At 45.5% G+C, this 13403-nt stretch carries 10 protein-coding genes; 4 read left to right on the forward strand and 6 right to left on the reverse strand.

Going from position 1 to position 13403, the window contains the following annotated elements; translation table 11 throughout:
• Window positions 1-14 precede the first annotated feature (14 nt).
• The 4 genes from dld to IP510_RS07445 all read left to right on the forward strand — a co-directional run bounded on the left by dld (window position 15) and on the right by IP510_RS07445 (window position 5825).
• Entirely contained in the window at window positions 15-1871 is a 1857-nt protein-coding gene (gene dld / locus IP510_RS07430) for a D-lactate dehydrogenase (protein WP_194364120.1), read from the forward strand.
• Window positions 1852-3258: a YjiH family protein gene (locus tag IP510_RS07435; protein WP_194364121.1), complete on the forward strand. Its 1407-nt coding sequence runs from the start codon at window positions 1852-1854 to the stop codon at window positions 3256-3258. The genes dld and IP510_RS07435 overlap by 20 nt, the downstream gene beginning before the upstream one ends.
• A gap of 187 nt (window positions 3259-3445) precedes the next feature.
• Entirely contained in the window at window positions 3446-4990 is a 1545-nt protein-coding gene (locus tag IP510_RS07440) for an aldehyde dehydrogenase family protein (RefSeq protein ID WP_227669562.1), read from the forward strand.
• 223 nt (window positions 4991-5213) lie between these two features.
• Window positions 5214-5825, forward strand: coding sequence for a TetR/AcrR family transcriptional regulator (locus tag IP510_RS07445; protein ID WP_194364122.1), 612 nt, complete (start codon window positions 5214-5216; stop codon window positions 5823-5825).
• A gap of 112 nt (window positions 5826-5937) precedes the next feature.
• Here IP510_RS07445 and IP510_RS07450 read toward each other — a convergent pair whose 3' ends face one another.
• From IP510_RS07450 to IP510_RS07475, 6 genes are all read right to left on the reverse strand, one after another.
• Window positions 5938-6567 (reverse strand): CDP-alcohol phosphatidyltransferase family protein, encoded by a 630-nt coding sequence (locus IP510_RS07450; protein WP_194364123.1) that lies wholly within the window; start codon window positions 6565-6567, stop codon window positions 5938-5940.
• Between the two features lie 71 nt (window positions 6568-6638).
• On the reverse strand, window positions 6639-7271 hold the full coding sequence (locus tag IP510_RS07455; protein WP_194364124.1) for an ATP-binding cassette domain-containing protein: 633 nt from the start codon (window positions 7269-7271) through the stop codon (window positions 6639-6641).
• A gap of 79 nt (window positions 7272-7350) precedes the next feature.
• Window positions 7351-9114, reverse strand: coding sequence for an ABC transporter permease (locus IP510_RS07460; RefSeq protein ID WP_194364125.1), 1764 nt, complete (start codon window positions 9112-9114; stop codon window positions 7351-7353).
• Complete coding sequence (locus tag IP510_RS07465; RefSeq protein WP_194364126.1) at window positions 9111-10409, reverse strand: ABC transporter substrate-binding protein; 1299 nt, start codon at window positions 10407-10409, stop codon at window positions 9111-9113. The genes IP510_RS07460 and IP510_RS07465 overlap by 4 nt, the downstream gene beginning before the upstream one ends.
• 168 nt (window positions 10410-10577) lie before the next feature.
• Window positions 10578-12731: an FAD-dependent oxidoreductase gene (locus tag IP510_RS07470; RefSeq protein ID WP_194364127.1), complete on the reverse strand. Its 2154-nt coding sequence runs from the start codon at window positions 12729-12731 to the stop codon at window positions 10578-10580.
• A gap of 243 nt (window positions 12732-12974) precedes the next feature.
• Window positions 12975-13379: a hypothetical protein gene (locus tag IP510_RS07475; RefSeq protein ID WP_194364128.1), complete on the reverse strand. Its 405-nt coding sequence runs from the start codon at window positions 13377-13379 to the stop codon at window positions 12975-12977.
• Window positions 13380-13403: the final 24 nt, after the last annotated feature.

Here is a 13403-nt window from a genome sequence, read left to right on the forward strand (position 1 = left end):
GAAGAACGTCCCTCATGTCAAATGTGTCACATATTACAAGCGTCTCAAAAGCCAAGCATAAGCAGCTACCAAATCTACTATCGGATTTGGCAGCTGCGGTTGGCGTGAGCAATGTGCTGACCAGTCCCAGCCAGCAGCAAGCTTATGTGCAAGGCGCGATTGATACGATCACGAATGCGACCATAACAGTTGTGACACCGCCCACACTTGTGGCACTATGGCGCGCCATCAATGTCTGTGCTACGGCCGATGTGATTATCATTGCTCAAGCGGCAAACACTGGATTGACGGGTGGTTCAACGCCGTATGGTGAGTATGACCGACCGCTGGTTATCATCTCGATGCAGCTATTAGATGGTATTTATCTGCTCAATGACGCGACAGAGCTTGTTGCTTTGCCCGCTGCCACGCTGCAGCAATTAGAGTCTACCCTTGCGCCATTAGGCCGTGAGCCGCACTCAGTATTGGGCTCTAGTTGTGTGGGTGCCTCGGTGATTGGCGGTATCTGCAACAGCTCAGGCGGCATGTTGGTGCAGCGTGGCCCTGCTTATACTGAGATGGCGCTGTTTGCCAGACGTAACAGCTCAGGTCATTTTGAGTTGATCAACCATCTAGGCATTGAGTTGGGGACGCAGCCAGAGGAGATGCTTGAGACTCTGCAAAATGGCACATTTGATAAAGCCTCAACACTTGCTAGTAGTTCTAGCGCTACTGACGACACTCACCATATCAGCCAGAGCAATACTTGTAGCAATCATCATTACCAGCATAAAGTACGTGACTGTGATGCCGATACGCCAGCCAGATTTAACAATGATCCTAATGGCTTGTATGAGGCATCAGGATCGGCTGGCAAGGTCATCGTGTTTGCAGTGAGAGTGGCGACCTTTGCCAAACCTAAGCGAGAGAAAACCTTTTATATCTCGACCAACGATGCAGATACCTTGACTGCTCTGCGTCAGCAGTGGCTAAAAAGTGAGCTAAACCTACCAGTGTTTGCTGAGTATATGCATAGAGACTATAACGACATCACCCTGCGTTATGGCCGTGACACTTGTTTGAGTATGCGGAGATTACCTGCAAGTCAGATAGGCGCGCTGTACCGTCTCCAAGCCAGAATTGGCTATTACTTGAATAAATGGCGCTTGCCCAAGACATTGCCCGATCGAATATTACAAATGGCATCGAGGTTTATGCCGCCATCATTACCTGCGCCTTTGAGCACGCAAGCGCTCTCATACCGTTATCATTTGATCATAAAAGTAGCAGATGGCGTTGCTACAGATACCGGCCATAATGATAGCAAAGATAAAAAAGACCCTATTGCCGCAGCTAAAGCTTTTTTGCAAAACCACATACGGCAGTATAAAGGCGCATTGCATCTGTGTACTGAAACAGAGGCCCAAGCATTATTGGTATTTCGCAGTGCCGCCACTGCCGCTATGTTTCGCTACCATAATCTCAACCACACAGAGTTTGGTGAGCTGTTAGCGACTGATATTGCCTTACCAAGAAACGCGACAGATTGGGATGAGACTTTACCTCATCACCTAAAAGAACAAGTCAGTAAAACCTTTTATCTGGGGCATTTTTTCTGCCATGTCATGCACCAAGACTATTTTTTAAATCCCAAAACGGATGCCAAGCAGTTCAAGGAAGACCTGCTGGCATTTTATGATAAGCGTCATATTGAGTATCCCGCTGAACACAATGTGGGGCACGTATACCCTGCAAAAACGGCACTACATTATTTTTATAAAAAACTGGATCCAACCAATTCGCTTAACCCAGGTATTGGTCAGACAGAGAAATGGAAAAACTGGCAATCATCGCCCATTAAGGAGAAATTAAATGACGAGTTATATGGATAAGTCGCAGCAGCCGATTTTAGGGAATAATACGGTCGATCCAGAAACGCCAAAAGCAGGACAGTGGCGTGCAGCAATGTGGAAGTTCCTATTGTTTTCAGCATTGGGTATTGCGCTATTTATCATTCCCTTTCAATGGGGTGGTAAGGTCACGATTTTATTGGGTGTGTTGACCGATACGCTACAAGCGGCGTTGGGCGGTTTTGTGGTCTATATCACCATGGCCATCGTGTCGGTCTCCTTTATTGGGGCGTTGGCAGTCAAGGTGCTTAGACCCAATTTGCCTGCAGACTCACTGGTCAAAAAGCTGTTCGATGTTGATTGGTTTTGGTTGACCACGCGATTTTTGGGTACGCTGTTTGTTTGGATGATTTATCTGCAAGTCGGCCCTGAGTTTATTATTAACCGTAATACGGGTGGCGTCATTTTCGAAGATTTGATTCCTATTCTGATTCCTTTGTTTTTCTTTGCCATTTTATCGCTGCCATTTTTGACAGACTTTGGCTTGATGGAGTTTTTGGGTACTTTAGCCAGTAAAGTGTTTATCAAGCTGTTTAAGTTGCCGGGTCGTTCTGCCGTTGATGCGATGTCTTCTTGGTTTGGGGCGGCCTCTATCGGTTTGCTGGTCACCATGCAAGAATATGACAAGAGTTTTTATAGCCAGCGCGAAGCGGCAATCATTGCAACCACCTTTTCCGTTACCTCCATTGCTTTCACTTATGTGGTGGCCAAAACCATCGGCGTGGACAATAACTTCGTCTATTTTTATCTGACCATTGCGCTGACGGGCTTTATCGCTGCGATCATCATGCCGCGTATCCCGCCATTATCGCTCAAGCCTGATACCTATCACTCTGGTAAAAGTATGCTGGATGAAGGTATTCCTGCTGAGTACACCACGTATCAGTGGGCAGTCAACCGTGCTGTGACGCGCGCGCATTCTATGCCAAGCTTGGGTCAGGTATTCAAACGCAGCCTACACAATCTATTTGATATCTATTTTGGCCTCATCCCTGTTATTTTTGCGATTGGTACTATCGGTCTTGGTTTGGCTGAGTACACGCCTGTCTTTAACTGGTTGGCCACGCCATTAGTACCAGTCCTTGAATGGTTACAGATTCCAGAGGCGGCAAAAGCAGCTCCTGCCATGATTATGGGCTTTGCGGATATGTATCTGCCAGCATTGGTCGGCAAAAGTATCGAGAGTGAGATGACACGATTCATCGTTGGTGCTGCCTCAATCACCCAGATTATCTATATGTCTGAAGTGGGTGCGCTGATTTTGAAATCTAATATCAAACTGAATGTGCTAGAGCTGTTCTTCATCTTCGTACTTCGTACACTCATCAGCTTGGTAGTTATCACATCCGTAGCGCATCTGCTCTATTAGTGTTGCGTTTACTATCAATAGAGCATCTCGCATAAAAACAATCGGTTTTTCTGTAGGTAGGAAAACCGATTGTTTGACTCAGTATTTTACGCGCGCTATGTACAGCAACTGTCATATTAATAAAAGAGACATGATTCGTAGCGCAGCATATCAAGACCATTTAATTTAAGAATAAAGGTGATTGACCATGATGGATACGCTGAACCCTGAAAGCTTGACCCGAGAAAGTGCCATACAAACAGCTCAAAATGAAGTTGTGTTAAACGCTGCTTATATCAATGGCGACTGGATTATGATTGAAGCACTGGCGACTGATTCTGTTGTCATGTCTTCTAATAATATAGGCTCTGATAACGCAAACGAGCATGCGTTGTATGATCCAAACTCAGGCGAGGTGATTGCAACGACGCGTCTGTGTACCAGTGCTCATGTAGCATTGGCAGTTAGCGCTGCTTCTGAGGCTGCTGTTAGCTGGTCTCAAACCACGGTAAGCGAACGCGCAGGGTATCTCAATAAGATTGCAGATAGGATGGAGCAGCGATTTGATACCTTGGTTGGATTGTCTGTGCTAAATAACGGCAAGCCAATTGAGGAAGCGAAGATAGACGTCGGTGATGCTATCGCTTGCTATCGTTATTATGCCAACCTCATCACGGAGCAGGCCACATGGTCTGAAGTGTCCACACTTGAGTCAGGCATACGATTGTTAAAGACATATGCGCCTGTTGGTATCTGCGCGCTGATTACGCCTTGGAATTTCCCGATGGTGACGACTTCTTGGAAGCTAGCACCTGCGTTAGCAGCAGGTTGTACTGTATTATTAAAACCGTCTGAGGTGACGCTACTACCAGAGCTCATGCTAGGTAATATCTTATCTGAGATAGGCTTGCCAAAAGGGGTGGTCAATATTTTACCGGGCGCGGCTGAAGTAGGCGCTGCCATGACCAGTCACCCATTCATTGATAAAGTCTCTTTTACGGGTAGTAACGTGGTTGGTGAAAAGGTTATGAGCCAAGCTGCGAAAAGTGTCAAAGACATTAGCCTAGAGTTGGGCGGTAAGTCTGCTATCGTGGTATGCGCAGATGCTGATATTGACCATGCTTGTGATTTAATCATTGGTGGAATATTTACCAATGCAGGTCAGATATGCTCGGCCACTTCGCGATTGGTTGTACATCAAAATATCGCTACACAGCTGTTTGATGCATTAAAAGTCAAAACGGAAAATTTGCAAATTGGTGATGGTTTTGCGACAGATACGCAAATGGGCCCACTGGTCAGCGCGCAGCAATTAACCCAAGTTAAAAAGTATTTTGATATTGCGACGGCTGAAAATCTGGATTGTTTAACGGGTGGCGAGATAGTTGATGGCGCAGGATATTTTGCCCGTCCAACGATTTATACCAATGTGCCAACGACCAGTCAGTTGTGGATGGAGGAAGTGTTTGGGCCTGTATTAGTCAGTACAACGTTTACCGACAATATAGAGGCAATTCGACTCGCGAACGACAGTAAGTATGCCTTGGCGGCGACCATCGTCAGTGCGGATGAAACGGCTGCGCTAGAAATGGCATTACAAATCCAAGCGGGTCATATTTGGATCAATGAGCAACAGATTGTATTGCCTGAGGCTGGATGGGGCGGGTTTAAACACAGCGGTATCGGACGTGAGCTGGGTAGTGACGGTCTATCCGCTTATCAAAAGAGTAAGCATGTATTATTGACTCATTAACCAGATTTTCACGTTTCTCGCTAGCTGTTATTAAGATTTGCACCTAGCTATCATTAAGGTTGTTGATAGCTAGGTCGCGCTCTAACATTACGTTTGTTTACCAGACCGTTTCTTATATTAACTTTACTGTTATGCCCATTCAGGATAAAATTGAGCAATCATTCAAGTTTTCTAGCCGTGCTCATTTTTATATGAGGTCACGGCTTTTTAAATGGGGCACATTATGTCACGCACCGCACTTTACAATCGTCAGGATGCCTTGGAGCGCGCGCTACAGCTTTTTTGGCAAAAAGGTTTTCATGCCACCTCATTGAAGGATATCGAGCAAGCGCTTGATATGCGTCCAGGCAGCATTTATGCCGCTTTTGGAAGCAAAGACGGCTTGTTTCAAGAGGCCCTAGAATACTATGCGCGTCTAGGACTGACTGAGCTTGAGCGCGTATTAAGCCATCACTCAACGCCATTGCTAGGTCTGGCAGCTTATATCAGACAGCTTGGGGGGATTCTTGATAAAGCGTTACCGAGCCGAGCTTGTATGTTGGTTAAAAGCTTATTAGAGCTCGGTACTCGTGAGCAAACGGCATTGGATAAGGTTGAGATGCTGCTGGCTGGTATGGAGACGCGCTTTATAGAATGCTTTAGAGCTGCTCAAGAGATGGGCGAGCTAGATAATCAGCTAGATGCCGTGAGGCTCGGACGAAGACTACAAGCGGAAGTCATGGGTCTGCGTGCTTTTGCGCAGCGTAATGTCGATAGCTCGGCGGTACATGAGCTCGCTGAGGATATGGCATTGTCGATAGAGGCCATGCGAGTGGATGATTTTGCTCAGGTGTAGCATGTTTACATGTTAGCTAACTTAGCGATTTTTGAATTCAGTTTTTGAACTGAATCTTTTATCTTGAGGCCTATTAACCTAAATTCAGTCAATAATATCTTGTCATAGCATACTACCGCTGCGCCGTTTCTAACTGCTTGAGGGTATGATAGCCACCATGTATACGGGTAAAAATTGTAATAGCGCAAGCTGCGGCAAAAATACTGGCAAGCCATACAAAATGCTGTGGCCAAATGCAGAAGGCGATGAATAACACTATGGTTTCGGTGCCTTCAGTGAGGCCATTGAGGTAATAAAAGCTTTTATATTTAAACTGAGGCTTGTCTAGTGCAAACTTTTCTGCAGCGATTGCAAAGGCCAAAAAGCTCGAACCTGTACCGATAAATGCCGCCAGTAGTAATGCACCTGCAATAGCGTTTTGTGCAGGATTGGCCAAGATAAATCCAAGCGGTACGGCTGCGTAAAACAGAAAGTCGAGGGTAATATCGAGATAACCGCCTGCACTTGAGCTTTGCTGTGCATATCGTGCCATCGCACCATCTAGCCCATCGAAAACACGATTGAGAATAATCGCGGCCAATGCACCATACCATAGCTCAAATGCCAGTAGTGGCAGGGCCAGCATCCCAATCAAAAATCCCACTACCGTCAGCTGATCAGCAGTAACGCCGAGCTTATGCAATGTCGCTACTATTGGGGTTAGCAGCGGCTTGATAACGGGCGTGATAAACTTATCTAACATGCGAGCTGCCTTTTGTATTTTGATACTTTGGTTTGGTATTTAGCGTTGATATTTGGCTTTGATACTCGAAACTATCGTCCTACCTGAATAACCTTGCCATTTGCTGCTTCGGCATCGCTTTGATCGTGCGTGACCATGATAGCAGGCAACTTATGAGTACGAATTTGCTCAAACACCAATTGCCGCGTATCCATTCTCAGCTGGGTATCGAGCTTGCTAAAGGGCTCATCAAGTAGTATCGCTTTGGGCTCACTCAGTAGCGTTCGTAGTAGGGCGACACGCGCTTGTTGACCGCCTGATAGGTTATCAGGGTGACGATCTCCCATCCCTTCTAATCCCACTTGAGCTAACGCCTGCGCTATTTTTTCAACTCGCTGCTTTTTATTTCCTTTTGGCATGGCAAAAGCAATGTTGCCCGCGACTGATAGGTGCGAGAACAGCAGGGCATCTTGATACAGCACACCAATACGGCGCAAATGTGCTGGCAGGTGAGTCACGTTTTCATCGTTCAACCAGACAGTACCAGACGCGGTAAAATCGCTCGCCAAAGTGCCTGTCAGCCAGTTTAGTAGACTGGACTTACCACTACCAGAAGGCCCCATCACGGTTAGAATGTCACCACCAGCGATGTCTTCGTTGATACTCAATAACTGCTCGTTTTGACGAAACAGTTGTAAGTCTTTTATCTGTAAAGATGATGGCATCAGGAACCCTTTGGTTGCGTTTTTTAAGACTGATTATTTTAATGTTTGATAACGTTTGCTTTCGTTTATGATTAGCGTGCTATCGAGTGCCACTTCTAAAAAAGTATTTGGGTAGCATCCAAGCCAATACAAAACCGATGAGCGGTAGCGCCATTTGCATAATGGCATAGACAGCACTGGTACGCCTACTGGCGCCATTCGCCAGTGTCACTGCTTCCGTCGTGATAGTGGCAATACGTCCGCCGCCCGCCAATAGAGTTGGTAAATACTGACCAAAGCTGATCGCTAGACCGAGAGCAATGGCAATCAAAATAGGGGCAAATAACTGCGGCAGCTTTATCTGAAAGAATACCTTGATAGGGGCAGCGCCAAGGCTTGCGGCCACATGAGCAAAACGAGGATCTAGGCGTCGATAGCTACTGGCCAGTGATAAAAACACGTACGGCAGCACGAATAAAAGATGCGCAAATGCCACGTTAAAAAATGCTGACTGATGATTGGCCAACTGCTGTAACCATACTAAGCCAAACAGAAACGCAATACTTGGCACCAAGAGCGGTAAGTAAATAATAAAGCTGGTGAAGTGTGATAGTGGCTTAGCACTCAGTTGCTCAGCTTCCAAGCATAACAAAGTCAGAAAAACAGCAAAGGCGGTACTGACGGCACCAATGCTAAGCGTATTGACCAATGGTGTGCTCATTTGGGTAAAGGCACTTTGAAAATGTAATAGCACAAATTGCTCTGGTAGCATCGCCGGAAACCGCCAAAATCCTGCAAATGCCCATAGTACAAGCCCAGCGAGCGACAATATCATAAAACCAATCACGCCTACGGTAAGAATAGCGGTGATTTTTTGCCAGATAGCGTCTGCATAATGACGCTTGCCATTGATTGAAGAAACACTAAACATGGCTTTGATAGCTTTTTCGCCGCCCAGCCAAAAGCCGACTAAACCTGCTGTCAGTACAAGCTGTAATAATGCGCCTGCTGATGCTTTAATACGTAGGGTAAGATCGACATCGTTAAACCATTGTATGATAGATACAGCAAGCGTTGGCGGTGTATTAGGACCCAAGATCAATGGCATCTCGACACTTGCGCTGGCATAGGCAAGCACTGCTAAAATCGGTAAACGTAGAAAAGGATATAACAGAGGCAAGACCGCCTTAAAAAAAGCAGTAATTGGGTAATAACCTAAATTGAGCGCAACGGTATATTGTTGACGCAGTTTTTTGCCAAGTTCAGGCTGAGCAAGCGCGCCCAAAGCCATTAATAGCAAAAACGGCAGCTCTTTTAAGGTTAAGCCTAAGATGATACTAATACCGTACGGATCATGCGGAAACATGCCATCGGGTGCCATCTCCCAACCAGTTAGCCACGGGGAGATGAGCCGTGCAAACATACCTGACGGCGCAATCAAAAACCCAACGGCAATGGCTGCAGCTGCATGAGGAATGACTAAGATGGGACTTAATAAATGCTCAATACGCTGCAACCAAACACTGTTAAAGAACGCGGCTAATATCATCAGGGCAATGACAAAAGCAAGTAGGGTGCTGATAAGTCCTGTAGCGAGACTTAATGCAGCCATTTGCGTGATGCCAGGCGTTTGCCACAGGTCTATAAACCCTTGCAGGTTCAAGGTCGTTTTCTCTAAAGCAGGCACCCAGCTCAGGGCAGGCAGCAGTACACAGATTAGGCCACAGAGTACCGGCAGTATTAATATGAGAATTAAGAGTTTGGGACTAAAGGATACGATACGCGTAAACAGATCTTTTTTCTCAAGCGTAATAGGTCTAAGGCTATCACCTTTTTTCGTTATTTTATCAAAACCTTGGTTCATGGACTCACCCCATAACGTGCTTGCCAGCCCTGCATGATGGCCTCCACCCAACTTGGATGCGGCTCACTCACTGTACGCTTGACACTGTCAAAGGGCAGGGCGCTTGGATGAGGTTGCTTGGTTTTGAATAATGCTTGTTGTGCAGGGCTAAGCGTAGATTGGACCAGTACGGTTTTATCACCCCATACAGAAGGGGTTTGTTTTTTTGCTTGGGCTTCCGGACTCATCAAAAAGTTGGCTACCAATTGCGCTGCTTGAGAATGACTAGCGTTATAAGGAATGGCAACGAAATGAGTATTGCTTAAGCTGCCGTCACTCATCGCATAGCTGCGAATGCTTTCGGGTAAGTCATAACGCTGCACAGCCGCAGGAACCTCTGGTGCCGAAAAAGTAAAGGCGAGACTCAGATCCGTATCATCGACCAAGCGCCGCATCTGCGCGCCTGTCTGTACAAACTGCTCGCCATTACGCCATAAGGTTGGATGAAAATCATCCAAAAACGCCCACAGCGGATCTAATACGAGCGCAGTATTTTCTTCAGTAGCCGGTAGACCTAATTGAGCGCTCGTATTCCTACCTGTACTGGCATCTTGTTGCTCATGTAGCATGACTAAGACATATTTTAAGAAACTCATACCCAAAAAATCTGGCGGCTTTGGGTAGCTAAAACGGCCAGGGTTTTGTGCTGTCCAAGCGGTCAACTCATTTAGCGTTGTTGGCGGTTTACTGGTTGATAAGCTGTCGTAATAAAACGTCAGAGAGGCTTGTCCCCAGGGTGCTTCCATCCCATCGGTTGGTACACCAAAGTCAAAATTAACCGTTGGGTTGTTTTTCGGATCTGTCAGCGCAAAATTCGGCAGCTTGTTTGCCCATTGCTTAAGTAACAATGAGTTCTCACTCATGGTGGCAAAGTTAGCACCATTAATCCAGACCAAATCAACACTGCCTTGATCGTCATTATGAGCAGACTTTTCTGCGAGTACCCGACTGACTGCTTCGCTGGTGTCGCTCAATTTAACATGGACTAAGTTGATATTATATTTATCATCAACTTGATCGGCGACCCACTGTAGATAAGCATTAATCTGTGGATCACCGCCCCATGCATAGAAATAAACGTCTTGATTGCTACCTTGGGCTTCTATCTGCTGCCAAGGTGATAGGTCTTGGCTAATATTAGCAGTAGTAGGTGATGCCGTGCTTGCTGATATACCAATACAAATGCTCATCACCATAGCGTAAGTGCTATAGCGCGTAAGACGTTTGAGCATCGGTAAAGCGGTAATAACGTGCATTCAAGTTTCCGTTATGATTTAAATGTTAGTAAAGCCGGTAAAGATCTCGTAGTCTGCCATGTCAAACCAAACAGATACTACGAAATCTAAACCAGCTTTATTGGAGTCTTTTAGAGCTTTCCTACCAGTCGCATTATTTAACGATGCTTACCAGCAAACTGCCATTAACTAACCGCGACGCCAAGTATGGTATTTCTCCAGCCAGTTTAATACGGTCTCAGGGGCATGAGCACGTTTCCACTCACCAGCGGCATATTTGTTGCCTTCTGCCCAAGTAGGGTAGCTATGAATGGTGCCCAATATTTTATTGAGACCCAGACCGTGTTTCATTGCTAATACAAACTCAGCGATTAGGTCGCCTGCATGTTCAGACACGACCGTCACACCCAATATTTTGTCTTTACCTTTTGGTGTGATGACTTTGATAAAGCCTTTAGCCGCGCTATCCGTAATGGCGCGATCGAGCTCTTCAAACTCAAAACGAGTAATCTCGTAATCGATGCCTTTATCAATGGCCTCTTGCTCGTTAATACCGACACGAGCGACTTCTGGGTCGATAAACGTAACCCAAGGAATGACACGATAATCTACTTTAAACTTCTTCAGATTACCAAACAGCCCATTCACTGCGGCGTACCAACCCTGATGGGCAGCGACATGAGTGAACTGGTAGGGACCGACGATATCGCCTGCGGCAAAAATATTGGGATATAACGTCTCTAGGTATTCGTTGGTTACGATGGTACGATTGGTTTCGATACCTAGCGCCTCTAAACCATAACCTTCTAGGCGTGCGCTACGACCAACGGCACAAAGTAGCTCATCATACTCGATATCGATTTCTGTTTCATTGTGTTTGACGATAATGTATTTTTTACCATCACGCATCTCGCAGCGCATCGCTTGATGTGAGGTCAAAATATTGACGCCGCTATCAGTGAGCGATTGGTGAGCAAAGGTAGAGACTTCAAGATCTTCTTTACCCATAATGCGATCGCTCATTTCAATTTGCGTCACATTAGAACCCAATCGAGCAAAGCTTTGAGCAAGCTCGCTACCGATTGGTCCACCGCCCAGTACGACAAGCTTTTTCGGGGCTTCTTCTAGCTCAGCAAACTTCGTCCATAGCGTGTCACTGGTTACGTATCCTGTTTCTTCTATGCCTGGCAGAGGCGGTACAAATGGACGGGCGCCCGTGGCAATGACAATGGTACGCGCTGTTAGGGTCTGCATGCCGCCGTCATTCAGTTGAATCTCTACTGTCCACGGGTCAATCAATTTGGCATAGCCTTTGACCACATCGACGCCCAGATTGGTATAACGCTCAACGCTATCGTGCGGTGCGATATCAGCCACTACTTGCTGCACGCGTGCCATCACTTTTTTGAACGAAAACTGCGGTACGGTGTTCTCTAGACCGTAGTTTTCCCCATGACGAATTTGGTCAGCGATTTTTGCGCTCTTAATTATGGCTTTACTAGGTACACAGCCATAATTGAGACAATCACCGCCCATCTCACCTGCTTCAATCAGTGTGACTTTTGCTTTGACGGCAGCAGCGATGTAGCTTGTGACCAATCCGCCAGCGCCTGCGCCAATCACAATCATATTGCGATCGAACTTTTTAGGTTTGGTGTGGTTTTTATAAACACGGCGCTTTTTAAACATGTTCAACACTCCTTTTGCTATTAATGGGAAGAAACCTAATAACGCAAACGAGACAATTAAGTTGAAAGATAAAATACCCGATAAGCTGTCTATCTGTGCCAGCTGTGTCCCTGCATTGACGAAGACAAACGTTCCAGCCAGCATACCGATTTGACTGACCCAGTAATAAGTCCATGTTTTAATAGACGTTACACCCATCAATAGGTTAATCAAAAAGAATGGAAATATGGGTACCAGACGTAAGGTAAATAAATAAAACCCACCTTCTTTTTCGACGCCTGCATCAATAGCTGCCAACCGCTCAGGAAAGCGCTGTTTGATGGTGTCACGCAGTAGATATCGCGATGCCAAGAAAGCAATCGTAGCACCAATACTCGATGCAAATGAGGCAACGAGTAAGCCCTGAACCAAACCAAATAGTGCACCCGCGGCTAGCGTCAAAATCGCAGCGCCTGGTAAGGAGAGGGCAGTGACGACAACATATAGTAAGAAAAACCCACCGATAATCAATAGCGGTGACTGCGCTTTGTATTCATTAAATTGCGCCATCGACCCTTTTAAGCCATCAAGCGTCAATAATTGATTTAGGTCAAAGTAAAAAAAGCTTGCCGCTAATATCAATATTAATAGTATTAAAAATATTCTTTTAATCATGGAAAATCCGGCCAAATAAGGGAGCAAAGGCTAAAATCGTAGTTATTACTCAGACTGTAGAATACTCATCATCTGAATAACTAAACTTAAGTAACAATATTTGAGTAACGTGGCGATCAAATCGAATTGTCTGAATCGCTTAACTACGATAAAAAATTTAAGTCGGCAGTCTTAATAGTATATAAATTATGTCTTGTTGTCTGATGTTTATACTACTGTAGCAATAAGCACTGCTATCGACGTTTATACTGGGAGATTATTTTTACCCAATGTTAGGGTGTCATAGTCTCTCATTAAGAACAGTGCCAAACAGGCTGCCAGCATTGGCCATGCCGCAAAGAACAGCAAGTTATCAAAAGGCGTTAGATAAAGACCAAAAGAGGCAAATGTAGAAGCGGCATGTAGTAATAAAATGATGCCGTAGGTCCATTTTTTGAATAAACCCATGACAAATGAGAAGATAAGAATGATTTGTAAGCTACCAATGGCGTAAACAATACTGGTGCCTAAGCCTTCTAGTGCATAAAATTTAGCAAATACATTGGCGGTGTGCTCAGGGTTTATAAATTTGTCGAGCGTCCAAAAAAAGAACACAATGAAGATACCAAGGCGAAGCAATAATAGGGAAAGGGGTAGGTGTTTTGGCATAAATAATCTCTTGTTGAGAAAAAC

The organism is Psychrobacter sp. NG254 (assembly GCF_015277735.1).
Classification (GTDB): Bacteria; Pseudomonadota; Gammaproteobacteria; order Pseudomonadales; family Moraxellaceae; genus Psychrobacter.